The sequence below is a fragment of the Lacrimispora xylanisolvens genome, from assembly GCF_002934545.1.
Lineage (GTDB): Bacteria > Bacillota > Clostridia > Lachnospirales > Lachnospiraceae > Lacrimispora > Lacrimispora xylanisolvens.
On the sequence record NZ_PTJA01000006.1, the window covers coordinates 1 to 26,055 of the forward strand.

General features: G+C 41.6%; 21 protein-coding genes and 1 riboswitch. Of the genes, 2 read left to right on the forward strand and 19 right to left on the reverse strand.

The window, feature by feature from the left end; genetic code table 11:
- Positions 1-209: 209 nt before the first annotated feature.
- The 10 genes from BXY41_RS12100 to BXY41_RS12150 all read right to left on the reverse strand — a co-directional run bounded on the left by BXY41_RS12100 (position 210) and on the right by BXY41_RS12150 (position 12,869).
- Positions 210-1,262, reverse strand: coding sequence for a sensor histidine kinase (locus BXY41_RS12100; RefSeq protein WP_341457833.1), 1,053 nt, complete (start codon positions 1,260-1,262; stop codon positions 210-212).
- A 20-nt stretch (positions 1,263-1,282) separates the two neighbouring features.
- Positions 1,283-1,978, reverse strand: coding sequence for a VanR-ABDEGLN family response regulator transcription factor (gene vanR / locus BXY41_RS12105; RefSeq protein ID WP_104437116.1), 696 nt, complete (start codon positions 1,976-1,978; stop codon positions 1,283-1,285).
- 117 nt (positions 1,979-2,095) lie between these two features.
- Entirely contained in the window at positions 2,096-2,803 is a 708-nt protein-coding gene (locus tag BXY41_RS12110) for a 4Fe-4S binding protein (RefSeq protein ID WP_104437117.1), read from the reverse strand.
- A 199-nt stretch (positions 2,804-3,002) separates the two neighbouring features.
- Positions 3,003-3,590, reverse strand: a complete 588-nt coding sequence (locus BXY41_RS12115) for a P-loop nucleotide/nucleoside kinase family protein (protein ID WP_104437118.1) — start codon at positions 3,588-3,590, stop codon at positions 3,003-3,005.
- Positions 3,591-3,595: 5 nt separating this feature from the next.
- Entirely contained in the window at positions 3,596-4,318 is a 723-nt protein-coding gene (locus tag BXY41_RS12120; RefSeq protein ID WP_104437119.1) for a response regulator, read from the reverse strand.
- Positions 4,308-7,013 carry a sensor histidine kinase gene (locus BXY41_RS12125; protein ID WP_104437120.1) on the reverse strand — a complete coding sequence of 902 codons (2,706 nt, stop codon included), beginning with the start codon at positions 7,011-7,013 and terminating at the stop codon, positions 4,308-4,310. Before BXY41_RS12125 ends, BXY41_RS12120 begins: the two co-directional genes overlap by 11 nt.
- A gap of 42 nt (positions 7,014-7,055) precedes the next feature.
- On the reverse strand, positions 7,056-7,616 hold the full coding sequence (gene kdpC, locus BXY41_RS12130; RefSeq protein WP_242980183.1) for a potassium-transporting ATPase subunit KdpC: 561 nt from the start codon (positions 7,614-7,616) through the stop codon (positions 7,056-7,058).
- Positions 7,617-7,625: 9 nt separating this feature from the next.
- Positions 7,626-9,683: a potassium-transporting ATPase subunit KdpB gene (kdpB, locus tag BXY41_RS12135; protein WP_104437122.1), complete on the reverse strand. Its 2,058-nt coding sequence runs from the start codon at positions 9,681-9,683 to the stop codon at positions 7,626-7,628.
- A gap of 18 nt (positions 9,684-9,701) precedes the next feature.
- The gene (kdpA, locus tag BXY41_RS12140; RefSeq protein ID WP_104437123.1) at positions 9,702-11,384 is read right to left on the reverse strand and encodes a potassium-transporting ATPase subunit KdpA; all 1,683 of its coding nucleotides are present in this window, start codon (positions 11,382-11,384) and stop codon (positions 9,702-9,704) included.
- 270 nt (positions 11,385-11,654) lie between these two features.
- On the reverse strand, positions 11,655-12,869 hold the full coding sequence (locus BXY41_RS12150; protein ID WP_104437125.1) for a chloride channel protein: 1,215 nt from the start codon (positions 12,867-12,869) through the stop codon (positions 11,655-11,657).
- A gap of 55 nt (positions 12,870-12,924) precedes the next feature.
- A riboswitch (Fluoride riboswitch) is annotated at positions 12,925-12,998 on the reverse strand.
- A gap of 148 nt (positions 12,999-13,146) precedes the next feature.
- On the opposite strand from BXY41_RS12150, the gene BXY41_RS12155 reads away from it, so the two are divergent.
- Positions 13,147-13,560 (forward strand): GNAT family N-acetyltransferase, encoded by a 414-nt coding sequence (locus BXY41_RS12155; protein WP_104437126.1) that lies wholly within the window; start codon positions 13,147-13,149, stop codon positions 13,558-13,560.
- Positions 13,561-13,636: 76 nt separating this feature from the next.
- Here BXY41_RS12155 and BXY41_RS12160 read toward each other — a convergent pair whose 3' ends face one another.
- The 4 genes from BXY41_RS12160 to BXY41_RS12175 all read right to left on the reverse strand — a co-directional run bounded on the left by BXY41_RS12160 (position 13,637) and on the right by BXY41_RS12175 (position 17,771).
- Positions 13,637-14,455, reverse strand: coding sequence for a helix-turn-helix domain-containing protein (locus BXY41_RS12160; protein WP_104437127.1), 819 nt, complete (start codon positions 14,453-14,455; stop codon positions 13,637-13,639).
- Between the two features lie 373 nt (positions 14,456-14,828).
- A complete protein-coding gene (locus BXY41_RS12165; RefSeq protein ID WP_104437128.1) occupies positions 14,829-15,599 on the reverse strand; it encodes a hypothetical protein in 771 nt (256 codons plus the stop codon).
- Positions 15,600-15,704: 105 nt separating this feature from the next.
- Entirely contained in the window at positions 15,705-16,550 is an 846-nt protein-coding gene (locus tag BXY41_RS12170) for a pre-peptidase C-terminal domain-containing protein (protein ID WP_104437129.1), read from the reverse strand.
- Between the two features lie 303 nt (positions 16,551-16,853).
- Entirely contained in the window at positions 16,854-17,771 is a 918-nt protein-coding gene (locus BXY41_RS12175; RefSeq protein WP_104437130.1) for a non-reducing end alpha-L-arabinofuranosidase family hydrolase, read from the reverse strand.
- A 254-nt stretch (positions 17,772-18,025) separates the two neighbouring features.
- On the opposite strand from BXY41_RS12175, the gene BXY41_RS12180 reads away from it, so the two are divergent.
- Positions 18,026-19,687 (forward strand): DUF2207 family protein, encoded by a 1,662-nt coding sequence (locus BXY41_RS12180; protein ID WP_104437131.1) that lies wholly within the window; start codon positions 18,026-18,028, stop codon positions 19,685-19,687.
- Between the two features lie 15 nt (positions 19,688-19,702).
- Here BXY41_RS12180 and BXY41_RS12185 read toward each other — a convergent pair whose 3' ends face one another.
- The 5 genes from BXY41_RS12185 to BXY41_RS12205 all read right to left on the reverse strand — a co-directional run bounded on the left by BXY41_RS12185 (position 19,703) and on the right by BXY41_RS12205 (position 25,907).
- On the reverse strand, positions 19,703-20,479 hold the full coding sequence (locus BXY41_RS12185) for an ABC transporter ATP-binding protein (protein ID WP_104437132.1): 777 nt from the start codon (positions 20,477-20,479) through the stop codon (positions 19,703-19,705).
- A 26-nt stretch (positions 20,480-20,505) separates the two neighbouring features.
- On the reverse strand, positions 20,506-21,528 hold the full coding sequence (locus BXY41_RS12190) for a FecCD family ABC transporter permease (protein WP_104437133.1): 1,023 nt from the start codon (positions 21,526-21,528) through the stop codon (positions 20,506-20,508).
- Positions 21,525-22,652, reverse strand: coding sequence for an ABC transporter substrate-binding protein (locus BXY41_RS12195; protein WP_104437134.1), 1,128 nt, complete (start codon positions 22,650-22,652; stop codon positions 21,525-21,527). Before BXY41_RS12195 ends, BXY41_RS12190 begins: the two co-directional genes overlap by 4 nt.
- A gap of 279 nt (positions 22,653-22,931) precedes the next feature.
- The gene (locus tag BXY41_RS12200) at positions 22,932-23,789 is read right to left on the reverse strand and encodes an AraC family transcriptional regulator (RefSeq protein ID WP_104437135.1); all 858 of its coding nucleotides are present in this window, start codon (positions 23,787-23,789) and stop codon (positions 22,932-22,934) included.
- Positions 23,790-23,885: 96 nt separating this feature from the next.
- On the reverse strand, positions 23,886-25,907 hold the full coding sequence (locus BXY41_RS12205) for an SPFH domain-containing protein (RefSeq protein ID WP_104437136.1): 2,022 nt from the start codon (positions 25,905-25,907) through the stop codon (positions 23,886-23,888).
- Positions 25,908-26,055 lie beyond the last annotated feature (148 nt).

Genomic DNA, 26,055 nt, shown 5'->3' on the forward strand with positions numbered 1-26,055 from the left:
TCTTGTATGCTTTATTAAGTGAACCCTTTTATAACTAAAACATATCAAAATCTTTTCTAAGTTATTCTTGACATATCACCAGAATGCTTATTTTAAAATAAAAACATCCCTGTTCTGTTTTATTTTACAGAACAGGGACGTTTTTAACTTTAAGAACAGCTGGAGATTTTCCTAAGAAAATCCTAATATGTGATTGATTTTTCCTAAAATCAGGCGGGAAGTGATACCACAAAGGTAACTGTTTCCGATTCACTTTGCACAGTTATTTCTCCGCCGTGCAGACGGACGATTTCATCAGCAATGGATAACCCCAGCCCGGCACCTCCGGTATCTGTTTTACGGGCATCATCCAAACGGTTAAACTTTTCAAATATTCCAGATAACTGATCTTCTGGAATTGTGGGTCCATGGTTTTCAAATGTAATAAGAATAAATTCCTTCTGCTTTTTTGCTGAAATTGTTATTTCCGTATCCGGGTAACTGTATGCAGCAGCATTTTTCAGAATATTGTTAAATACACGGGCCAGTTTTTCCGGATCTCCATAAACCGACAGTGTCTCATCTCCATGAAGTACTGCATAATTTCCCCTTGCAGACAGAACCGGAAAAAACTCATCCATAAGCTGGACCAGCATATAGTATAAATCAACCTCCGCTTTCTTCAATTTAATCTGCTGGGTATGATACCGGGAAATTTCAAAAAATTCGTTAATCAGTTTCTCCAGGCGGTTGGCCTTTTTTAAAGCAATCCCCACATATTTTACCTTTTGTTCAGAAGGCATATCAGGCGCTTCCTCCAGCAGGTTTAAATAACCGATTACGGTGGTGAGAGGCGTTCGAATATCATGTGCAAGATACATGATCAGTTCATTCTTTTTATTTTCAGCCTCTTTTACAGACTGCTGGCTGAGAAGAACCGACATTTTAATCTGATTCATCTGTTTTTCCACCTCTTTTAGAGGTTCCGATAATTCAATGGTGCTGTCATTTTGCTGATATACCGTTTTAGCAGCATTGACTACTTCCTCCAAATAAGCCCATGGTTTTTTCCAGTAATGATAAAATATACAGCAAAAACCAGCAACCAGATAAAGACAGTAGATCAGTTCTATTCTTAAATGAAGCCACTGGAATAATGAATCAGAATATTTACTTAAACCATAATCAGCCAGAATTGCCAGTATATAACCTCCCAAGGTATAGAGAAGTAAAGAAATACAAAGTTTCACCCCAAGCTTTTTTTCCATACTGTTAACTTTCATTGCCATCACCTTCTGTTTTTTTATATCTTGTATCCCACTCCCCATATGGTTTTGATGTATTTGGATTCCTCACCCGTATCTCCCAGTTTTTCACGCAGATGCCGGATATGAACCGTTATAGTATTATTACTTTTGCTGTAATACTCGTCCTGCCAGATATCACGAAACAACTTCTCAGAGCTTACTACCTTGCCCATATTTTCCAGCAGAATACGGAGTATGGAAAATTCAGTAGGCGTCAGCCAGACAGGTTTCCCGTTAAGCAGACATTCGTGGGTATTGGTGTTTATTTCAAGTCCCGAGTGACATAAAACCGGAGATGATTCCAATTCTTCTTTTGCCCCATTATACTTTTTATATCTTCGCAGCTGTGCCTTTACTCTGGCTATTAATTCCAGCGGTCGAAAAGGCTTTGTAACATAATCATCAGCTCCTAATGTCAGACCTGTGATTTTATCAACTTCCTCATCCTTTGCGGTGAGCATAATAATCGGATAGGTATCATGCTCCCGAATTTTCCTGCAAAGTTCAAACCCGTTTATGTCAGGCATCATAACATCTAAAATGGCAAGGTCTGGTTTCGTCTTTTCCATGCAAGCCATAGCAGCCCTGGCAGAATAAAATTTGTATACCGTATAGTTCTCATTGTTTAAATACACCTCGATCAGATCAGCAATTTCCTGCTCATCATCTACCACAAGTATTTTGTCATTCAAAACCGGCTACCACCTCTCAGATAATTTTAAGAATTCAAAGCTATTCTATTATTATATCAAATACAACTGCTTTATTTATAATTTTTTGCATTAGAATTACCTAAGATTTTCATAAGATTATCTCTTGTATATTCCAAATTTTATTGCTTTCTTTGGGCAACCATCCACACATTCCAGGCAGTTAATACATTCTTTACTATCTACACGTCCTGATTTAACCATCTCAGCTATATCCAGCCCCATTGGACAGATTTTGCTGCATTTACCACAGGAGACGCAGTGATCGGGTTTCGCTTTCAACCGGAATCTTGGTATATGAAGAGCGTCTGCAATTGTTTCGCCAATTACCATAAACGGAGCCATCCAGCAAAGGCTGTGGCACATTCCACGTTTCCCAGTCATTAAAGTGAATAAATAGATGATGGACATTACAATTACATAAATGATAAGGTATAGCGTATTGATGTCAATGAAATACAGAAAATCTGCTTTTAGGGGACGATTATGTATCCAAAGAAAAACGATGAATGAAAACCACACCAGCCAGACCATATACTTGGTCAGATTCTTCCACCTGCTGTTCCAGTGGCGGTTGTTAGCACCGGAAATATAATCCTGAACAGCTCCTCCGGGGCAAAGCCATCCGCAGAAAAGCCGGCTTCCAATGACCGAAAATATCAGGAGAAAACCAAAAATCATGGCACTTCCATTCAAAACACCTTGTGTGGCAGATAAAACAATTACAAAAGGGGATAAAAGAAAAAATGTCATTGGAAACATTAAAGCAGAGAAAACCAATATCCCTTTGCGAACTCGTTGTCTCATTATAGTATACTCCTTTTTAATAATCCGCCTGCTATTGCTATATTGGCAGTTACCGGATCTATTTAATATATTTTAATGATATAACATTATGATATGTTAGTCAATACAGATTTTTAATAGCTTGTATTAATTTGCTTTTAATAAAACAGGCTGGCCTCCTTGTTCCGGAGTCAGCCTGTTTTACATATAAAAGTAAAAGCTATTCACTTTCAATAATTTCTAATATTTCTTTCATGGATGCCTGAAATTCAGTATCCGAGGAGTTTTTAAAGATTAACAGATCATCGTTACAGTCTGGATCATCTAATTCTTCTGGTATGTCAAAATTAACACCTGCAATATATTCTTCCCAATGGTCCAGCTTCCACTGGTCCCGGTCACTGTTTCGCTCAATCATCCTCTGCCTGCATACTTCCACATCCGTCTGAACCCATATTACGGTAAGCTTTGCATCTTTTTCTGCCAGTCTTTTCCGCAGGGCATTCATATACCCGGTATCTCTTATTTCTCTTGTAAATGGAGCGTTAATCAGAACAATATCATCATAGTCCAAAGCTTCCATGGCAAGATCAACGATTGCCATATACTCATAATCCCGGATATTCGCCTCAAAAAAATCAGAACTTCTGTTGTATTCCTGACCCGCTGCCACAAATATCTGCTTGGATAAAACGATCAGAGTATCTTTATCAAGATAAACCACGTGCTTTAAATTCCTGGCAAGCTGTTTGGATATATATGTTTTTCCGCTTGCCGGAGGGGATGTTACTAAAATCAGCCGCTTCATATTTATCACACTCCTGTCCTGTTTTCATTTATTTCCTCTGCCATTCGGTATCCTACTCCCATTTCCGTTAAAATATATTTAGGGAATCCCGGATTTGATTCAATTTTTCTCCGGATATTTGCCATATTAACACGCAGAGTATGGCTGTCATCGGCATAAGCTCCCCATATCTCCTTGATAATATAATCATGGGTAAGCACTTTTCCTGGGTTTTTTGACAGCAATGCAAGGATTTTATACTCTACCGGCGTCAGATGAACCATATTTCCCTCAAGAAGAACCAGCCGTTTTCCGAAATCAATTTCAAGATCACCAATGGTTATCTTCTCAGTTCCATTTGATTCCCCTCCCATGCTTTGGGGGCTGTGGCGAAGCGCTGTCCGTATGCGGGCAAGCAGTTCCGATGTCCCAAATGGTTTTACGATATAGTCGTCAGCACCGTAATCAAGTACTTCTACTTTCTCCCTTTCATGCCCCCGGGCGGAAACTACCACCACCGGTATTCTGGACCACTCCCGTATGTTCTTTAACACATCCACACCGTCCATATCCGGAAGCCCTAAATCAAGGAGAATCACATCAGGATTATAAGAAGCTGCCATTGAAAGCCCTGTCTTACCGGTGTTTGATTTTGCAACCCGATACCCGTTGGAATTTAAGATTGCTGTAATAAAGTTGCAGATGGCATTTTCATCTTCTATAACCAGAACCATTGGTTTAATATCCATACGATTCACTTCCTTCCAGCGGTAAAGAGAATTGGAAGACTGCTCCGCCTTCTAACCGGTTATACGCTTCCATCGTACCGTTATGTGCCTTTATTATTGTCATGCAGATAGAAAGACCGATCCCCATGCCCCTGGAAGAATCAGAGCTTTTGTTTCCGTTTGGTACATAACTTGTAAAAAGATAAGGATAATCCTCGTCTGCAATTCCTTTTCCATGGTCAAGCACCTGAAACATGGCATTCTCTCCTGTCTTTTTTAAAATGACTTCTACAAAAGAGTCATCCGTTGAATGTTTAATGGCATTTTCCAGTAAATTAATGAGTACCTGCGCAATCAGGGTTCCATCCATAGGAACTTCCAGCAGCTCATCGGGCACACGGACAATCATTTTACGCTGTGGGAACCTCTTTTTAATCCGTCCAACAGCTTCAGCGATCACTTCCTCAGCGGCTTCCGGACTTTTTGTTACTTTGGAGGCACTCTCATTAATACGGGTTACGGACAGAAGATTTTCCACCATACGCAGGAGCCATTGTGCCTCCTCCTGAATATCCCCATTCAGCTTCTCACAGGTTTTCTCATCAAGAGTATTCTTATTATCACGAATGGCAGAGCTGGCACCAAGAATTCCGGCAAGAGGTGTACGAAGATCATGTGCAATTGCCCGCAGTAGATTGCTCCGCATTTTTTCTTTTTCTGCCTCGACAATGATACTCCTCTGTTCATCTGACAGGCGCTGGCGTTCCAGGGACATGGCCACCTGAGAGGCTATCATGCGCAGAAACAGCCGGGTATTGTGATCCAGTGTGCCTTTTAAACAGGAAATACCCAAGACAGCAAGCACCTTTCCCTGAGAAATAACCGGCATGTAAAATGCAGAGGCGCCCATAAGTGTATCCGTTCCGGCTCCCGCCCGTTTCTGATTAAGAAAAACCCAGTGAGCCACAGCCTTCTCATCTGCTGAGTTAAGTACAGAGCCATCTACATCACCCGGTCCCTGCATCATACTCCCATCGTCTCCCAGTTCCGGGTCAGTAGCAAAAAATACAACGGAACGGCCAAACAAATTAACAATGTATTCATTTGTCAGGGCAACGATCTGTTCAAGTCCTCTTGTTATAAGAAGCTTTTTGTTAATTTCATAAAGAACCTCCGTTCGGCGTTCCCTTTGTACTGCCAGACTTGCCTGTGTCTTAATTCTCACCGTCAGAGTACTTGTAATCAGAGCTGCCAGCAGCATGATGAGAAATGTAACAGAATATCCAGCCTGTATGGTGTTAAAAGTGTAGTAGGGTTCCGTGAAAAAGAAATTAAAGGCCAATACGCTTATCACCGACGCAATCACTCCATATACATGCCCTGTGGTAATCCTTGAAATGATCAGGACGGAAAGAATATAAGCCATTATAATATTCTGATCACCGATATCCAGCCTCCGAAGTCCCAGACTCAGAACAGTGGCAGCCGTTAAAAGGCCCATAGTCTTAGTAAAATCCAGCCAGGTAAAGTTGAATTTTTTAATGGGGATTGTTTTGCGGGGCTTTTTATAATTCCGGCGGATTGTGGTGCCAGGTATAATGTATATCTCAATATTGGGCAGAAGTGAAATCAGCTTATCCTCAAAGTCCAATTCAAACAGACTGCTGATGGATTTTTTATTCCGGCTTTTTCCTACGACTATGTTGGTGATTCCTGACAGCTTTGCGTACTCGGAGACCGTTTCCGCAATATCATGACCAGAAAGAGTAACAACTTCCGCGCCCAGTTTTTCAGCCAGATCCAGGTTTGTACGGATTGTTTTTTGCTGCTCTTCTGTCAGATCATTGTTTTCAATACGCTCAACGTAGAGAGCCACCCAATGTGCATGGAACGCATCCGCCGCCCGCGCCGTCCACCTGATACATCTGGCGGAGGAGGGAGACGGTCCGATACAGACTAACATCTTGGTATTGGCCAGTTTTTGAGATAACCGCCGTTCATTCTGATTTTCATTGCTGATTCTGTCAGCTGCTTTTCGCATTGCTATTTCACGCAGCAGCTTTAAGTTGGCAAGGGAGAAGAAATTGAGCATGGCAGTCTGTGCCTGATCAGGTCTGTAGATCTTACCTTCCTCAAAACGCCGGAGCAGCTCCTGTGGTTCGATATCAACAAGCTTTATCATATCGGCACGCTCAAAGATATAGTCAGGAACCGTTTCTTTTACCCTTACCTTTGTTATATCCTCAATCACATCATTCAGACTTTCCATGTGCTGAACATTGACCGTGGTATAAACGTCAATTCCTGCATTCAAAAGTTCCTCTATATCCTGAAATCGTTTTCTGTTTCTGACACCTTCCGCATTTGTATGGGCAAGTTCATCTACCAGAATCAGCTCCGGTCTGCGTCTTAACGCTTCGTCCAGATCAAATTCCTGAAGTTCTATATTGCGGTATAATATCTTTCTGGGCGGAATTGCAGGCAGCCCCTGCAAAAACTGCATGGTATCCGGACGTGTATGTGGTTCAATATAACCAACCAGTACGTTCTTCCCGCACCGGTACTGTTCCTGTGCATCGTCAAGCATGGCATAGGTTTTTCCTACTCCTGCCGCATAGCCGAAAAAAATTTTAAGCTTCCCACAATCTGTTTCCTGATGAGCCCTGATTTCATCTAAAATGGCATCGGGATCCGGACGCACTTCCTCTATTTCCATTATTTCTCACCTCCCTCCTATTATATCACCATTGTATTTAAATTACAGCAATCCATCAAGGGCTAAATTTACTTTCAGGACATTAACAGCCGGCTCACCCCAGATACCCAGAAATGGTTCTGTAGTATATTTTTCAATCAATTCTTCCACAGCTTCCTCACTTATATTTCGTTCCCTGGCAATCCGTGATGCCTGATACTGTGCGGCTTCTGGTGAAATATGGGGATCTGCACCGCTTCCCGAAGCTGTTACCAGATCCATTGGTATTTTTGCTGTATTATCCGGATCAATGGAATGCCACCAGTCTATCCGTTCCTGCACCAGATCTTTTTGCTCTTTCCCTACAGGCGAAAGGTTAGACGTACCCATAGGCCTTCCTATTAAATATTCCGGCTTTGTAAACTCCTGGGCGATCAGTTCAGATCCGTACTCCTTTTTGGAACCATCCTTTAATGTAACTGTAATCATACTTCCGTTTGCCTGTTTTGGAAATATAATCTGTGCAATCCCTGTAATGGCTGCTGTATAAAGGATTCCGCACAATACTGTCATTACGCAGAAACAGATAAAAGCGGGTCTCAATAGATTTGTTTTTCCCATCATGGTTTCACCTCACACAATTTTCCCGGCAGTCAGCAGCATATCAATTAGTTTTATTGCAATAAACGGTGCTGTAATTCCGCCCAGGCCATAAATCAGCATGTTTCTTTTCAGCAGCTTCCCTGCAGGCAGTTCACGGTATTTTACGCCTTTCAGTGCCAGTGGGATGAGCGCTATAATAATCAGCGCGTTATAAATAATTGCCGAAAGAATGGCAGTTTTTGAACTGGTCAGTCCCATAAAGTTTAAGGCAGCCAGCTGGGGGTAGATCCCAAAGAATAAAACAGGGATTATGGCAAAATATTTCGCCACATCATTTGCCACACTGAATGTGGTCAGAGAACCTCTTGTCATCAGCAGCTGTTTGCCTATCCGTACAATATCAATCAGCTTCGTAGGACTGGAGTCCAGATCCACCATATTGCCTGCTTCCTTCGCTGCCTGTGTACCCGAATTCATTGCCACGGCCACGTCTGCCTGAGCCAGAGCCGGAGCATCGTTGGTTCCGTCACCGGTCATGGCAACCAGATGCCCTTTTAACTGATAGTCACGGATGAGTGCCAGCTTGGTTTCCGGTGTTGCCTCTGCAAGAAAATCATCCACTCCCGCTTCAGCGGCGATTGCCGCAGCAGTCATGGGATTATCGCCGGTAATCATGATTGTTCTGATTCCCATTTTACGTAAATCTTCAAAACGTTCCTTCACGCCATTTTTCACAATATCTTTCAGATAAATTACACCCATGACCTGGCTGTTTTTTGCAACAACAAGGGGGGTTCCTCCTGCACCTGCAACACGTTTTACAATCTGCTGGCATTCCTCCGGATAAATACCACCCTGTTCCGTCACAAATGCCTTTACTGATTCTGCCGCGCCTTTCCGGATCTGGGTTCCCTGATAGTCAATGCCGCTCATCCTGGTTTTCGCTGTAAATTCCACAAATTCTGCATTCAGCCGGGAAAGTTCTCTCCCACGTATTCCAAACCTTTCCTTAGCCAGAACCACAATGCTTCGCCCTTCTGCCGTTTCATCGGCAAGAGAAGAAAGCTGGGCTGCGTCTGCCAGTTCCTGCTCCGTCACACCATTTACCGGAATAAATTCACTTGCCTGGCGGTTTCCCAAAGTGATTGTTCCGGTCTTATCCAGCAAAAGTACATCCACGTCCCCTGCGGCTTCAATCGCCCGGCCGCTCATTGCCAGTACATTCGCCTGATTTAACCGGCTCATACCGGCTATGCCGATGGAGGACAACAGCGCACCGATGGTAGTGGGGGCAAGGCAGACCAGAAGGGCGATCACATTTGTGATGGAAATAGCCGAACCCCTGCCGGCCTGAAGGCTTGCAAATCCTGAAAAAGGCAAAAGAGCCGCTGTTACCACCAGAAATATAATGGTTAAAGTCACAAGCAAGATCTGCAGCGCGATCTCATTGGGTGTTTTTTTTCTGGAAGCACCCTCTACCATGGCAATCATCTTATCAAGAAAGCTCTCTCCTGCTTCCGCTGTCACCTCAATTACAAGCCAGTCAGATACCAGTGTGGTTCCTCCTGTCACCGCGCTTCTGTCACCGCCTGATTCACGGATAACAGGAGCCGATTCACCGGTAATTGCACTTTCATCCACAGATGCAGCACCGTCGATTACTTCCCCATCCATGGGAATCTGCTCTCCCGCTTTTACATATACGATATCCCCTTTTTTCAGCTCAGCAGACAGTACTTCTGTAAATTCTTCTGCATTCCCTGGGGATTTAAGCTTTCTCGCCCTCACATCCTTACGCGCCTTACGAAGAGTATCGGCCTGAGCCCGCCCCCGCCCTTCTGCGATGGCTTCTGCAAAATTGGCGAATAAAACGGTAAACCACAAAATCAGCGATATGGCCAGAATATAGCCTCCGTTCTCATCTTTGACTCCCATAAATGACAGGATATAAAGAACTGAGGTGAGAATTGCCCCCATATAGACTACCAGCATAACGGGATTTTTCACTTGTATGCCGGGAGCCAGCTTCACAAAGGACTGTTTCAGGGCATCGGCTAAAATATTTTTATTTACACTTTTCTTTTCCATATTGATCACCTCACTCTGTTACATCGTAAAATAATCGGCAATCGGTCCCAGAGCTAAAGCCGGTAAAAAGCTCAGCGCTCCGATGATAAAGATTACTCCGATTAAAAGCCCTGCAAACATGGTATCACTGGTTGATAATGTTCCCTCACCGCCAGCAACCGTTTTCTTCCCAGCCATATTACCGGCGAGGTAAATTGCAGCAGTCATGGGTATAAAACGGGCAAGCAGCATGATAATACCACCGGTTAAATTGGTGAAAACGGTATCCGCATTGAAACCGGCAAAAGCGCTGCCATTGTTATTTCCCATTGAAGTGAAGGCATATAAAATCTCAGAAAAACCATGAGCACCTGAATTGGTCAGCCACGACGAAGCGGCAGGTATGGAAACTGCTGCTGCGGTACCAATCAGTGTTACCAGGGGCGGAACGAGCACAAGCAGACAAACCATTTTCATATCATAAGGCTCCACCTTTTTCCCTAAATATTCCGGAGTCCTGCCCACCATCAGCCCTGCAATAAATACGGTGAGAAGAACAAATGCCAGCATTCCATAAAGACCGCTGCCCACACCGCCAAAAACAATTTCTCCCAGCTGCATCAGAAACATTAAGACCATGCCGCCAAGGGGGGTGAAGCTGTCGTGCATGGAGTTTACGGAACCGTTTGAAGCGGCAGTAGTCGCCACCGCCCATAAGGATGAGGCACCTGCTCCATGAATCACCTCTTTCCCTTCCATGCTGGCAGAAGCTGCTGCTCCCGAAAAGTATGGAGCGGAAACCTGCTCACTTGCTGTTACCCCAATCAGGGAAACAGCAAAGAAAAACATCATGACGATATAGATAACTCTTCCCTGGCTGCTGTCCTTTACCGCTTTTCCAAAAGACACGCAAAGCGATGCAGGAATCAGAAGAATGGACAGCACCTGAAGAAGGTTTGATAATGCCGTGGGATTCTCAAGGGGAAATGCCGAATTGGCTCCAAAAAATCCGCCGCCGTTTGTTCCAAGCTGTTTAATGGCAATCTGACTTGCCGCCGGTCCCAGGGGAATGGTCTGGACCGCCCCGTTTTCCAGCATGGCAACCTGTTTGTAAGGTCCAAAGGTCTGAACCACGCCCTGTGAAACCAGCACAATGGCAAGAATCATGGACAATGGAAGCAGTACATAGAGCGTAGTTCTGGTCAGATCCACCCAAAAACTTCCGATTGTCTTTTTCTCTTTTGAAACAAAACCTCTGATCAGGGCAAATACTACCGCAATCCCCGTTGCCGCAGAAACAAAATTCTGAACGGTGAGCCCTGTAAACTGGGTGAAATAAGTCATACCTGTTTCACCGGAATACGCCTGCCAGTTGGTATTGGATACAAAGCTTGCAGCCGTGTTAAAGGCCAGATGCCAGCTTGTGCCTTTTATTCCTGCCTGCTGAAACGGCAGTACGCCCTGGAACAGCTGAATCAGCCAGAGGAAGATAAAACCGATTCCACTGAATACAAGGACAGAAAGAGCATATCTCTTTGCCCCCATTTCTTCGTCACTTTTCACTCCCATGAGTTTATAGATTCCATACTCCACAGGTGCAAGCACTCGGGTCAGGAATACGTTCTGACCCGTCATCACCTTATAGATATAAATGCCCAGTGGAATGGACAATCCAATAAGAAGAGAAACGTATAAAATATCCTGAAGGATTATCATCTTCATAAATTTTCACCTCGAAATAAAATATAGAATAAGTAAATCAGCAAAGCCAGACCAATACAGCCTGATACTACCAGTACGATTTCCATTACTCTCATCTCCTTTTTTGTTATTTGCAATCATAATAATATCAGAAAAGATGTCAAGAATGTGTCAATTCATCATGATTGGTATCAAGAAAGTGTCAAGATAAAAACGGAGCCAATAACAGAACAATAACAGAAACAGGCTGACTTCGAAGAAATGAAGTCAGCCTGTTATTTTCTATATAAATTATAGCATATCCTGTAGATTTTTTTGCGCAGAATAGATGGACTTGTTATCGTTAAAGACATAAGCCACGCAGCATACCAGGAAAAAATACGGCACATAAGAGTATCCAAAAACCTCTGCTCCTATAAACACAGGAGCCAAAAGAGTATTGGTAGCACTGCCGAAAACTGCCGTATATCCCAATGCTGCAGCAAACTCAACGGGCAGGCCAAGTATCACCGCCAGGGCAGCTCCAAGTGTTGATCCAATGGAAAACAGAGGTGTAACTTCTCCTCCTTGATATCCTGCTGCCAATGTAATTATTGTTAAAACAAGTTTTAAAACCCAGTCCCACTGGTATATCTTATCGCCATGAAAGCTTGCTGAAATCAGGTTTGTACCAAGACCGGAATACCGTCCCATTCCTGACAGCATGAGTAAAATCACCAGGATCGTTCCTACTATGGCTATTTTACTGACGGGACTCTTAAACCGGTTATTTAATTTGTCCTTCACCAGTTTTAAGCCATGAGCAAACATTGCACCCACTAAGCCAAATATAATCCCTGATAAAATTATTTTTATAAGGAAAACAGGATCCAGCTGTATCTGTGTCTGAAGATTATAATGAAATTTTTCCAGACCCAGGCTGCCGGAAACCCAGGTTGCCACAAAGGCTGCAATTACTGCTGGAAATAGAGCCGTATACTGCAAAGAGCCCGCGATTAAAACTTCAAGTGCAAAGAAGCACGCGGCAATGGGTGTCTGGAATAATCCTGAGAATCCAGCGGCCATACCTGTTACAAGAAATACCTTTGGATCGGAAACCATGTTCAGTTTACGGCCAACCCAGTGAGAAACGGTTGCACCAATCTGTACCGCCACACCTTCACGTCCGGCGCTGCCCCCAAAGAGGTGGGTCAGCCATGTGCCGATTACTGTAAAAGGGATCAGCCGCAGAGGAATTTCATCTTCCTCTCCATGACCTACCTGAAAAATCAGCCCCATTCCTTTTACACATTTTCCCCCAAACAAAGAATATGCTTTTGCTATGATTACTCCTGCTGCCGGTAAAAATATTATAAGAGGAAAAAAATAGCGTTCCCGGACACCCGTTAAATATATCAACATTTTACCAAAGCCTGCATCAAGAGCCCCTACTACAGCTCCAATTATTACTGCGCATATCCCAAATATAAAAAGTTGCCTTATATTTTTCAACTTTTCTTCAAACATAGTAATTTTACTCCTTAACAAAAAAAATAACTGATCACTTCCGTATATTTAACATAAATATACAGCAGCCATCAGCAAAGTGCGGTTTGAATCCAACGATCCAGGGAGAGCTTCATTCCCAGTCCAATAATAGTACTAAGTTTACTTTCTTTTTCAGACCTTGTCAAGTACACTCCTGTAAATAACTGCAGAAAAACGGTAGAATCCTGTTTGTAAATGTGGTATGCTCTGATAAAGTAAAAATGAAACCGCCTGAGTATAAAGGAGATTAACGTTAATGATTTTTGAGATAACTGATACCATTCATGAAACCGATGAAAAATATATTTTTGAAGGCTTGCTGGAATATAATTTAGAAAGAATTGAAGACAAAAATCCCAGGGATCTGGGAATCTATCTTCCAGATGAAACAGGCAGAAAAATTGCAGGGTTAATCGGCAGCACCCATGGAAACTGGCTTTTTGTAAAGTATCTCTGGGTAAGCAAAGAGTTGCGTGGAAAGCAGATCGGAAGTAAAATTTTAATCCAGGCGGAAGAAACCGCAAAAGAGCGTGGGTGTAAGTATTCATTTTTAGATACATTTAGTTTTCAGGCGCCTCTGTTTTATGAAAAACATGGATACAAAGAAGTCTTCACATTAGAGAACTATCCAGTAACGGGAAAGCGCTATTACTTCACCAAATCTCTATAAATAACAATAGTACGGCAGGAAATCCCGTGGCACACAGCACCGGGATTTCCTTGCGTCACAGAAGTGTCCTTTTTTGTTACTTTACCAATCCTTTATTTTTAGCATAATCACAGACAAATAACGTGAATGCAAATATCAATAATATGAATGCTGACAATAAATCCCATATATCAATTATAGGTTCAGATATCATTCTTGATAATATTATATTTATAATTAACATGAATGGAATGGATAACAAAAAAGTTATTCCACCAGCAACTAATTTTCTTTCTCTTAAGCGATTGAAAATCACAAATAAGAGCCATAAGTACGCTGTCGAAATAATTGCCATAATTGCACCAACTGAAAAAATAGCATTAACTTTTATAAGGCTTCTCAATATAAATAAATATGGAATGATAAAAATACTTACTGATATCAGGCTTCCATAAATTCCCTTTCTCCCTGATATAATAATTGGGAACGATACAACCCAGGTAAAAATAATGGAACTAATCGGAATAAGAGACCACGTTAATTCACCAGATATTGCAATATCACAAATGGCGCACACTATTATTCCTATTAAAAGAGCTATTGAAAACACAATTGAAATAATTATATTTATACTCATGTTGTTTTCATCTTTTCTTTTTAGTGCAATTAAATTTTCATCTGCTTTTTTCTCATAATTATCCGTAACAACTACCTCCCCGCTTAATAAATCATTAACTGTAATACCTAATATTTCACAAAGTTTTAACATTATAGACGAATCTGGCATACTTTTTCCAGTTTCCCATTTAGAGACAGCTCTGTCTGTAATATTAAACTTTTCTGCTAACTGTGCCTGAGTCAATTTTTTCTCCTTACGACAGGTAGCAATAAATTTTCCTATTTCAACCTGATTCATCACAGTGCTCCTTTCCTCTCAAACTTTACACCTTTCGCTGGTGATATAAACGAACCATAAGTTGATTTATGGTAACTCAACCGATGGTTGGGGAGTAGTTTTCTGTAAAGTCCGCTCTTTATTCTCAGTTTAGCATATAATCATTCAATCTTAAAGAATTATATTAGCATCCAAAATCATAGATACTTACTGTTCACTGACAAAGGCCTTGTTTGAATTGCTTCTGCCCTGGGCACGGTAGGACTGTCAATCGGACTCATCTCTCCTGCTACCGGGAATGCTACCCTGGTGGTGGAAATGCTGAAAGGCTGATTACTTAAAAGCCGCCAGGATTTCAACTCCCTGGCGGCTTTGCTGATCATGTAAACTGAATTTAAACATCCGGATCATGCAATATGACCGGATTTCCCTTGGCATCCACGATTTCCATACTTCCCGGCTCACACATTACGTCCAACGGAATTTTAAAATATCCATTTTCATTCATTGGATATTCTTTTCCGTTAATTCTCCATACAGAGCCTATTGGTGCACCGTATTCTAAATGATTTGTAAGATTAATTGCTTCAATCCGTGACTGTGTCTCAGGAATAGTATAAAGCCGGTCATTGTGTCCAAGATAAAAATCTCCACAGTTGCCTCCATTTATATGTATTGATACTTTTCCAGGGGTAAAACCATAATCTTTCAATGTATTTATTACCCAGTCATTTTGGTAGAACAATGATACTCCTACTGTATTTGCATTATCTGCAAGAGATGCAAGCAGTTCTACTTTTGAAGAATCTTTATTAACCATGGATGTACCATTTAATATATGTTGAGAGAAAGAGGAGGAACTTAAGCCATATTTGCCACAACTAAAAGTGGTTATTTCCCCATTTTTATCAACAAGACGATAGTAATTTCCTGGCTCTAGAGTAAGTTCATTGTCATTTGCTCGAATTGTAACATATTCATCTTCACCAATTTCAGACGAAACATCATCAGCTGATATCCTAGTCCCATCAGGAAGTGTAAAAACCCTGGAATTATGATCGAAACTTACTGCCCCATCAGCCATATCTATTTTTCTTCTATTAGCAGCTTTTTCGGCCTGTGATATACTTTTTTTGCCATGTTCAGAAATTTCAATTCTATCCATCTTAACACTTTGAGTTGTTCCTTGCTCTAAAAGCTTATTATGTGTTCTATAATCCTGGAGTAATTGAGCACGCCCAGGATTAATTCTTATGTCTGCTATGACTCATCACCTCCAAAATGCACTGTTTTCCATGGTTAGCGGATATGTATAATATAACGTTAATGTCGGATTTACCTTTCTATCTCTACTACTTCCAACATATTTTATCTGCCAGGTCTGCTTTAATCTATACTGCTGTGTACAAGGAGTATTATAACCATTAAAAGTCACATCTCTCCAAGAAACAAATTCGTTACGAAATGCCATACTTTTATATGCTGAGGACACTACTCCAGATAAATCTACATTTCGTACAATTGCATTCGTAGGTAACTTTTCCGTAGACAAATAGGCTGAACCTGACCAATTACTGTTAGAAGGCCCTAAGGTTATGGTTCCAAATTTATAAGTATATGACTTTCCCATACATATTGGTTCACCAATAGACATTCTATAATTAAGTTTTCCATTCCAAGTACTGCTATATACTTTTACGTAATATGTTCCAGTATAAGGTGTATTAATCATAATATTTACACCTCCTCCACCGACTGCCCTATAGGTATTACCAGAGATTACATTCCCCTGTTCATTACAAATTTCTACAATAGAGGAATTTGTACTGGAGTTATAATGTGAAAACACAAGATAATTATTTTGGTTTGCTTTTAGATCAATTTTAAACCAATCAGTATCATCAGCGTTATCTAAATAACCATCTATTATATATGCCTGACTATCATCTCCTGTAGCATACTGATATACAGTCTTGTTATCACGCATAATAGTTTGTGCCTGGTCTATGGTTTCATTTGAATTGGCCTCTTGATAAACCTGCGCATGTGCAGTTACAGGAGTCAGCAACATGATTCCCGAAAATGCGACTGCAAATAAACTTTTCCTTAATTTCATTCTTTTACCCTCCAAAAAATATCATACTTATGTTGATGGTTTCTTTAGAATATTCCATAATTTTGCTAGCAATTAAAGTTTAAATCTTTTTCTCACACTTTTCAATCCAAGTGCCAAAATTATACACGTTAGGTTCCAAAATTCGCACGTTAATGCTTAATAATACCGAAAGTGCCGTTTGTATGACTATAATGTGACAGGGAACGCCACATCGAGCATCCCCTGTCAGCACATGCACTCTTTTAGAAGCTTGTACCGTTTAAAATGTTTCTGGTATTGACTTCATGATTATAACCGTATTCCTTATTTGTAATTTCTAATCACTCCCAGATCCCAGTTAATCTTCTGATAAGGACCTGATAAGTTGTTGGTACCCTGGATAAGAAAATCAACACGATTAATATCATTGATCTCCATCTTCTGATTATATCCGGCACGGATGAATTCACCGTGAGATACATTGGTGGTCCACCTGTCCGCTTTATATTGTAAATTTCCTCTCCATGCCCATTTCTCAGCCACTTTGCTCCACGGACCTCCGGCGCTGCCTGACTGCCATAATTCATAATACCGGCCATCCTTTTGATCTTCAATTACAAGATAGTATTTACCATCTGCCAGAGACTTATAGACATTTGCACCTTCGAACGTGTCTGATATGGCTACGGATGGAGATCCCCAGCCTGTCGGGAAATTAGAAAGTGAAGTTCTTCGTACATATAATTTACCGGAACCATCACTTGGAGTATTATACATATAAGCATAAGAATTATCACAAATCACAAAATAATCCCACCCCATGTTTCCGGAAATGCCAAAGGATTTAGGCCCTGACCAGGATTTTGGATCAGCAATATTGGTTGTTGTTGCGTATGCTGCTCCATGGGTTCCATCCTGATAAACCAGATACCATAGCTTCTTGGGTTCAAAGTAAAATACCTGAGGTGCACAAAAATAATTTTCTCCAATGGAACTCATATAGGTTCGTGCAGCATTTTTAAGACCTGAAATCGTAGAGGCTGATGTATAAAGCATCTGCCATCCACCGCCCTGATTGGCACCGGTATAAAATACATGATACTTTCCTCCATAATAAACAATGGTGGGATCCTTTGCGCCATAATAATCATAGGGCTTTGCTTGTCCATGAAAAATAACTCTCTCATCTGCATACCATGTTGGATTGGATACTGCTGTTGCACTTAATAGCTTCTTCATCATATACTCTCTCCCTTAATACATATTTCTGCCCTTTATCCCTGGTGATTTCCACTGGCTGTCCGACACAATTTCGCAAATCTGTGAATTATCGCCTCCCTCTATATGATATGCAATGGATACAGGAAGTGCTCCTTCTGATTTTGCAGTATTGTTTAAAATGTGATATGAATTTAAAAATGTGGTATACTCTACAATAAGCGTATTTTAAACAACATTTCGTTACATATTGACTAATTATAAGACAGGAGAAGAAAATGAAAATAAAACAAAAAAGTTTATTCCACTTTTTTTTACTGATTGCAGTTGCCGTTTTCATGAATGCAGTCCCGGTATTTGCGGCAGAACAGGCAATTCCATCAATCACTGTAGACGTCCAGTTAAAAAAAGATGGATCTGCCGTTATAACAGAAGTCTGGGATGTCCGCGGTGTATCTGACGGTACGGAATATTATAAAGCGCTGTACAACATGAAAGGAATGAGTGTTCATTCTCTTCTTGTATCAGACGAATCAGGAAAGCAATACAAAACTCTGGAAAACTGGGATACAAAGCGTTCCAGAGAAGAAAAAGCCGGTACCTGCGGCATATTAAAAACCTCTCAGGGATATGAACTTTGCTGGGGAATTGGAAACTATGGAGACCATCAATATACCATACAATATACACTGGATGGCCTGGTGAAAGATTACGGTGACTATGCCGGATTTTACCATCAGTTTGTATCAGAACTTTCAAGCGCTCCTGAATCAATTTCCATAAAAATCCAGATGCCAGATACACAATTAACCCAGGCCAACTCCAGAATCTGGGCTTATGGTTTTACAGGTCAGGTGAATATTGACCCGGATGGCAGTCTGGTTGCTTACTCTTCAGAAGCATTGGGAAAAAATGATTACGGAAATGTGCTCTGCCGCTTTGACAGAAGCTTATTTCCCACGGCGAAAGCAGGCGGTATGTCATTTGAAAAATTGCAGAAATCGGCTGATAATGATAAATCTGATATGGCTATGCCGATTCTCTTTTCCATTTTAGCAGCGGCAGCAGCTGTCATTATTCCAAGTATCTTTTTTTATTCCCGATATAAGCTGGCAGATGGAACCGTTATGAGGCTTCCTGGAATGAAACATATAGATATCAACTGGACCATTCCCTTTGGAGGCAGTATTCCTGCCGTATATTCCGCTATGCATCTGCTGCGCAGGGGTATTCCCTTAGATGCGCTGGGCGCATATCTTATCCGCTGGCAGGAAGCAGGTTATATCCGCATGGAGAATGGGGAAAATGAGGACGGAAAAAAGCTGAAAAAAGAAGAAGCGGTGGTATTCGGTCAGAATAAACCTCATGGAACTGAAGCGGAGAATTCCCTGTATCAAATCTTAGCCAGTGAAGCTGACGAAAATGGAATTCTTAGAATTTCTGATATTGAAAAGCGTTCAGAAAAATTGCATAAGAAGCTCACTGCCTGGGAAAAAGCAGTAAAACTGGAAGGCGACAATGAATTAATGCACTTAAATGCTGCCGCCAAAGACATAAAAGGTACTCTTCGTTTCACTTCTTCTGGCTTTGAGCAGGCAGTCAGAATACTTGGGTTTCAAAAATATTTAAAAGATATGGGTGGGCAAAAACAATATCAGACCTCCCAGGGCGCATTATGGGGTGATTATCTTGTCTTTGCCACCCTGTTTCATATGGGCGAACAGGTTCTTGAAAGTATGAAAACACTTGACCCGGTATATTTTAATTCCTTTGCAGGTCTGTACGGCTGCAATCCCTATAGTATGTTATATTTAATGACCATGACAAACCATGTTTCCAGTGCTGCAACCCCCAGTGCAAACATGGAGGGAACCGGAGGCGGAGTCAGCTCTATGGGCGGCGGCGGATTCTCAGGAGGCGGTGGAGGCGGAAGCCGGTAACAAGACCAGCTTTACCTATACCTCATCTAAAAATGCAAATGTAGTAATAGTCTCTCCATTATATTGAAATTGGTGGGAATAAGAGTGAACTCCAAAGTAAGTTCGAATATTCTCTTCGGTCATTACCTGAGCTGTGCATCCCACCCTGTAATCATGTTCGCCTAATAAGAAACATTTATCAGCAATTCTCATTGCATGATTTGGGTAATGAGTATTGATAATACATGCAATTTTATTTTCCAATACAACATTTTTAATTAAATTTAAAAGCCTGATTTGATTGCGAAAATCAAGATGAGCCTCCGGTTCATCAAGAACGAGAAGTCTGGGAGAATTTATTAAAGCGCGGGCAATAAAAACAAGCTGTAACTGACCTCCGCTCAGTTCATTACAAGATTGGTTCCGCAGATCATAGATACCCATTTTATCGAGTATATCGTCCGCAAGCGCATAATCATTTTTTCCGGGAGCCGCCAGATAAGTTTGATGACCGGCTTTCCCGAATACAACCATATCCCTTACGGAATAGGCAAACGAAACTTTATGTGCCTGCGGAACATACCCGATACCTTTAATTGGTTTATTGACCTGACTTCTTACCTCTTCTATCATGGAAAAGCCCTCGTTCCAGGGTAAAATGCCAACAATACATTTGATCAGGGTTGTCTTACCAATACCATTTCTGCCCATGACTGCCATAATCTGTCCACCATCCAAATGAAACATTATATTTTTTAATATGGGCCGCCCACTGAAATATTCAAAACAGCCATTATGTACTTCTAAGATCATATGAGCACCTCCTTTCGCGTTTCTTATTATCTCGTTTCTGTCCCCTTTCGGTAGATGACTGCAAAGAAAGGAGCACCAATTAAAGCAGTTAAAATTCCAATGGGGATTTCAGCCGCTGTAAAATTCCTTGCTGCGGTATCAACAAGTATCATAAATACAGCTCCCGCTAAGCAGGAGGTCGGAAGCAGATAACCATGGTTTACCCCCACAAATTTTCTGCAGATATGGGGAATTACAAGTCCTACCCAGCCGATCACACCAGAAACTGTAACACATCCTGCTGTTGTCAAAGCAGTAAATAGAATAATCAGCCATCGTGTACTGTTTGGATTAATACCAAGTGTATAACAATCTTCATCACCAAGAGAAAGAAGGTTAATTTTCCACCGCAGCAGAATCAGCCCCACAATTCCGGTTACAACAGGAATAAAAGAAATTTTTATATCGTGGTAAGTGGCATTTGCGAAGCTCCCCATCTGCCAGAATGTGATAGCAGGAAGTGTTTGTGCTGAATCAGCCACATATTTGATTAATGAAATCAGAGCTGTAAAAATAGATGAAACGATAATTCCGCCTAAAATAACGTATAAAATGTTGATATGGTTTTTCGTTCCTGTAAAAAAGTACACCAGAAAAACGCTTATCAATCCAAAAGCCAGAGACAGTACCGGAGTGAATAATCCGGAACCATTTCCCAGTAAAATCCCCAATGCTGCTCCAAAACCAGCACCAGAGCAGACTCCTAGTAAATCCGGACTTACAAGAGGATTTTGAAACGTTCCCTGCAAGGCGGCACCTGATATGGATAATCCAGCACCTACAAGTCCTGCCAGTATAATTCGAGGAATACGAACCTGAAATAGTACGTGTTCAGCAGTTTCCAGGGTATTGCCTAAAGTCTGATCTGTTTTTTTCGTTATTATATCAAATAAATCTGACAGACTGACTGAATATTGTCCGACAAGTAAAGCAAAAATAGAAATGATAATCAAAAGCAGAAAAAGAAAGATGGTTACGTTGTTATATTGATTGTTTCTCTCTTTGTTCATTTTTTAGCAGCTTTCCTTAAATTTAAAATAGTATCAATATCAGCATCGAAAAGAGTGATGTCGTAGTTGCGCTTATAATAATCTAAAACAAAGGTTTTCATACTGCTTTCATCCAAAAGATCCGGGTAAGCTTTTGAAACCAGCCACAACGGCATCAGCGGCGAATCCGCACAAGGTGTTATCCATGAATAAGTAGTTCTTGGAACGTCATACACCTCTTTATTTTTCCACGCATCTAACAGTGACCAGTCCTGTCCCTCTATGGAATTGTCTAAAATTGATTGTGCTGGAGAATCGTGAAACACAATTATCATGTCAGGATTCCATTTGTAAATCTGTTCCATGCTGACTTCAGTAGTTCCTTCAATATCCACAGCGGCATTGGTTACGCCAGCCTTGGCAAAAAAACTATGTGCATATGAATCCGTTGAATCGGTACCGCTTACCACAATACTGCCAGCAGTATTTGAAAATATGCAGAGTGCCGTTTTCCTTTTATGTTCCCTCTTCAAAAGTTCTGTCAGCTTTTCATTTGTTGTATTCCACTCATTTTGCAGATTGCTGGTCGAATTCTGCCCCAGAATGTCACGAAGCTGTTTGTCCCATGCGATTGAAACCGCTTCCGGATCATTCAGCTCTTTTGAAAAAAAATCAATGCATGGTATATCTATGTTTTCTAACCCTTTCTTCTGAAAATTACCATAATAGAAAATAATATCTGCATTAAGAGCCAGCAAAGATTCCTTGTTGATAGTAAAACTGCTGTCAACAAAAGAAGTGTCAACAGACTGCCAGTTTGGAAATACCTTTTTTACAATTTCCACATTTGACGTGGTAAAGGCACGCGCATTGATTCCTGCTATCGTGCCTGTATCCGGAATCGCATTTACTACAAACGACATTACTGGAGGACTAAGAACCACGATACGCTGGATATCTGCAGCAGCAGGTATTTTTACGGTGTTTCCCCCCAAATCCGTGATTGTACGCAGCTGTGCCGGTTCTAATGTGGCAGTTTGTTGGGCTAAAACGGATATATCTTTATTTGCGGAATTTTGACTGCAAGCCCCCAGAAACAGGCACATGACAATTGCGACTGCAATCGTTTTTATTTTATGTCTCATTTTCAAAAATCTCCTTCACGTATTTTTGTTGATACAAGGTATTTTATGCATGGTTGTGAATCAGAGCAATTGCCTGCTCTAAAAACCCCTTTATTAAATGGTAATTACAAATCTGCTCTCTCAACTCGATAAATGAACGAACTCCTTTCTTTGAATTTTATTATGTTAGTTTTAGCTAACTTTAAGTTAGTGTAGCATACAATTTAATTGTTTGTCAAGATAACAATAAGACAATTCATAATAAAAGATACCGCCGGATCTGGCGGTATCTTTTATATATTACTCTTTTTTAATCGGTAGCCATATCTCAAATTTGAAATCTTTGGCACCTCTGTCTCCCTCATTAGGAAAGCATTCCATATCCACAGATTCTGCATATTGATATCCTGAAGCAGGAAGCCACTCACTGAATATACGTTTCCATGCATCCTCCAATGTTTTTCCCACCGGACCTTCCAGTTCAAATACAGCCCAGGTTGATTCGCCTATCACAAAGCTTTCCATTCCTTCCGGCGGCACCTGATCCGTGATACATGCGATGGTATAATCCACGTTTTCCTCACTTAACACCTGAATAAAGCCGTGAACACCTTTTGGGGCACCATTGGATAAACCGATTAACGCTTCGTAAGTTCCGTCTTTAAAGACCTCCCTCCAAAATTTGTCCACAGCACCCGGATCATCCTCAGGTGCGTGAAAATGTCTCTTCATTCCTACAATTCTAAACGCTTCCTTTTTCTCAATCCTGTAATTCATCTCAGCATCTCCTTTAATAGAAATATGAAAGGTTATACGAGGATAAGCTTTTAAAGACTTCCCGTCACTGCGTGCCACAGAGGGAACCACTCCATGTATTGCCTGAAATGCGCGGGAGAAAGAATCCGGGGATTCATAACCATATTTAACAGCCAGGTCTATTACTTTTATATTGCTGTTTAGCAATTCAAATGCAGCTAATGACATTCGCCGGCGCCGGATATAGTCTGACAAGCGTATATCTGCGATATAGGAAAACATCCGTTGAAAACAGCTGATGGAACAGCAAGCCAGCTTCGCTACCATGGAGTAATCAATCTCTCCATCCAAATTGCTTTCAATATAGTCAAGTGCATGATTCATATCTTTTAAATAGTCCATCCTGCCTCCTTTCTGTGCCCAGTATAACAGGATTGAAATAATAAGACCCGATAAAGTAAATTGGCTTTTATCGGGTCTTTTATTCATGTCTGCAATTTAAACGGTTTTCTCTTCCGCTTGTTCTGATTTGACCAGGGGCTCTTCTTCCGAAGTAACAGCAGACGGCTCATCCATATGCTGCAGGGATACGCCAAGTTTATCCAAAGTAATAAATTTCAGCAGTGTATCCATTACAGTTCCGGTTCCGCCGGCTCCATTTCCGTTTTCTCCGCTCCCCATCTGTACCACTGTTTTGGGAACGATATCAACAGTCGCATTTTTAACAGCATCAGCCAGCTTATCCGTAATCTCCTGAATGACCCGGTATTCTGCGCCGCCATAAGCTTTAACCTGTGCCTCAATGGCCTGGGCTTTGGCTAATCCCACATTGGATTCCTTGGAAGCTTCCGCCTCGCCTTCCAGCTTGATTTTAGATGCATTGGCTTTCGCAAGAGCAATGATCTGATTGGATTCCTGCTCTGCACGGCTTGCAAGTGCTGCACCATTGTTACCCTCAATCTCAATCTGAATCTTGGATTTGGTCAGGAAACTTTGCTGTTCAGCTACTGCCTGGGCTTCACGCAGGGATTTCTCACTTTCCGCCGCAGACTGCTGTTTTTGGTAGGTGACCTTTTTTTCCTCTGCAATCTGACGTTCCCGAAGCTGCATCAGAATATTCTCAATCTGAGTGTCTGCTACTGTGGTTTTCGGTGTGCCGATCAAAACTTCCTCAAGCTGAAGATTATATTTTTCAAACTTCTCTTTCATTTCAAGGACTGCCCGTTCACGAATGGCACTACGTTCCTGAATCAGTTCGATGAGTGTCTTCGTCTGCGCCACATCTTTGAAATATGCACTGACCAGCGGATCAAGAGACTGGTTTACCAGCATCCCAATATCACCAAAGCGCTGAATGACCCATGGTGCCTGCTTGTAGTCGATATGCATAACGACGGACAATGGAAGGGAAGGCTCAAAGGCATCCTTGGTGATAATATCCACTTCCGTAAGATTTTCATCATACTTATGGTCGCCGGTTTCGGTTTTGTTCCACTTCAGGATAATATTGGTGGTGGGAACAAGTACTACTTTTCCCGCATCGGTATTAAACGCATATTTTCCAGGCATCAGAGGTTTTTCCAGTACGCCTTTGGAGCCTACGCTGACCAGTTCTCCGTGCTTATAATTTTCTCCCGAGGTATCCACTCCCTCGCTGCCAAAGAAAGAAACCACAACGCCTACAAAACCAATGGGAACCACTGTTTTAGGACGGAATTCAACCGTGGCAAAAAGACGATTGATATAATAGGTACCATCCGTTAAAATCTGGATCTGTTTTCCCCGCCTACCGCCAAGCTCCAGAAACTTCTCCGGATCCTGAAAACTGGCATGCTCCTCGCCCACATCCGGAGCGATGATCTCTCCCTGGGAAATAGGAGTTCCGTCATGCACCGTAACAATTCCCATCATGTCACTGGATTCATTGCCCCCTCTGCCCATAATCACTACGGGTGAAAAGCCTTCTCTTTCAGCCAGGGTTTTCTGCATGCTGACCAGTTCGTTACGCTCCTGCTTTAAATTGCTGGAAATGGATTTGATTGCGCTGGGCGTAATGACAATAAATTGTGCCAGGTTGATGGCATAGGTACCCTCTCTTAAGATTCCTCTCTGTGGTCCACGCTGTCCGCCATTTTTTAAGAATCCGGAAACATCCTGAAAATTGTTGGCTTCAGGCACAATCCGTCCCAGAGTCTGCACTGGGGAAAGGGGGGCACCGTCACGGGCAAACAGATAGGCAATCTGCCCCTGGGGAATCGTAATGAGGGGATATTTATGTATCTTATACATCAGTACGGATTTGAAATGGATACCGCCCCGCAAAAGTCCAGGTGCATACCCGGCTTCTCCGTTTAAGGCAATAATGGAATCCTTCAGTGATCCCTTAAGACTCCACCACTTTTCTACGACTGCTACCTCGTTTGAGTTGATCACTCTTAAACCAAGTATCTTAAATATAAACAGGTAAAGCAACACAATTGTTCCTACTGAAATTCCCGCCAATGTCAGCCATTCTTCCATGAGTAATTCCTCCTGTCAGCTAAAATTGATACTTTGCGCTCCATGATAAATGCCTCTTTTCTTCTGATTTTGGAAATCAGACCTGCTATGTTACTGTTATTCCATGAAAATAAAAAAATTCCTGATTGCCTTGGTAATCGTAACAATA

Excerpts from the sequence above, each read along its gene's own strand:
- BXY41_RS12100 (WP_341457833.1), bottom strand. The coding sequence starts at position 1,262 with ATGAAAGTTAACAGTATGGAAAAAAAGCTTGGGGTGAAACTTTGTATT.
- BXY41_RS12110 (WP_104437117.1), bottom strand. The coding sequence starts at position 2,803 with ATGAGACAACGAGTTCGCAAAGGGATATTGGTTTTCTCTGCTTTAATG.
- BXY41_RS12115 (WP_104437118.1), bottom strand. The coding sequence starts at position 3,590 with ATGAAGCGGCTGATTTTAGTAACATCCCCTCCGGCAAGCGGAAAAACA.
- BXY41_RS12120 (WP_104437119.1), bottom strand. The coding sequence starts at position 4,318 with ATGGATATTAAACCAATGGTTCTGGTTATAGAAGATGAAAATGCCATC.
- BXY41_RS12125 (WP_104437120.1), bottom strand. The coding sequence starts at position 7,013 with ATGGAAATAGAGGAAGTGCGTCCGGATCCCGATGCCATTTTAGATGAA.
- kdpC (WP_242980183.1), bottom strand. The coding sequence starts at position 7,616 with ATGATGGGAAAAACAAATCTATTGAGACCCGCTTTTATCTGTTTCTGC.
- kdpB (WP_104437122.1), bottom strand. The coding sequence starts at position 9,683 with ATGGAAAAGAAAAGTGTAAATAAAAATATTTTAGCCGATGCCCTGAAA.
- kdpA (WP_104437123.1), bottom strand. The coding sequence starts at position 11,384 with ATGAAGATGATAATCCTTCAGGATATTTTATACGTTTCTCTTCTTATT.
- BXY41_RS12150 (WP_104437125.1), bottom strand. The coding sequence starts at position 12,869 with ATGTTTGAAGAAAAGTTGAAAAATATAAGGCAACTTTTTATATTTGGG.
- BXY41_RS12155 (WP_104437126.1), top strand. The coding sequence starts at position 13,147 with ATGATTTTTGAGATAACTGATACCATTCATGAAACCGATGAAAAATAT.
- BXY41_RS12160 (WP_104437127.1), bottom strand. The coding sequence starts at position 14,455 with ATGAATCAGGTTGAAATAGGAAAATTTATTGCTACCTGTCGTAAGGAG.
- BXY41_RS12165 (WP_104437128.1), bottom strand. The coding sequence starts at position 15,599 with ATGGATAGAATTGAAATTTCTGAACATGGCAAAAAAAGTATATCACAG.
- BXY41_RS12170 (WP_104437129.1), bottom strand. The coding sequence starts at position 16,550 with ATGAAATTAAGGAAAAGTTTATTTGCAGTCGCATTTTCGGGAATCATG.
- BXY41_RS12175 (WP_104437130.1), bottom strand. The coding sequence starts at position 17,771 with ATGATGAAGAAGCTATTAAGTGCAACAGCAGTATCCAATCCAACATGG.
- BXY41_RS12180 (WP_104437131.1), top strand. The coding sequence starts at position 18,026 with ATGAAAATAAAACAAAAAAGTTTATTCCACTTTTTTTTACTGATTGCA.
- BXY41_RS12185 (WP_104437132.1), bottom strand. The coding sequence starts at position 20,479 with ATGATCTTAGAAGTACATAATGGCTGTTTTGAATATTTCAGTGGGCGG.
- BXY41_RS12190 (WP_104437133.1), bottom strand. The coding sequence starts at position 21,528 with ATGAACAAAGAGAGAAACAATCAATATAACAACGTAACCATCTTTCTT.
- BXY41_RS12195 (WP_104437134.1), bottom strand. The coding sequence starts at position 22,652 with ATGAGACATAAAATAAAAACGATTGCAGTCGCAATTGTCATGTGCCTG.
- BXY41_RS12200 (WP_104437135.1), bottom strand. The coding sequence starts at position 23,789 with ATGGACTATTTAAAAGATATGAATCATGCACTTGACTATATTGAAAGC.
- BXY41_RS12205 (WP_104437136.1), bottom strand. The coding sequence starts at position 25,907 with ATGGAAGAATGGCTGACATTGGCGGGAATTTCAGTAGGAACAATTGTG.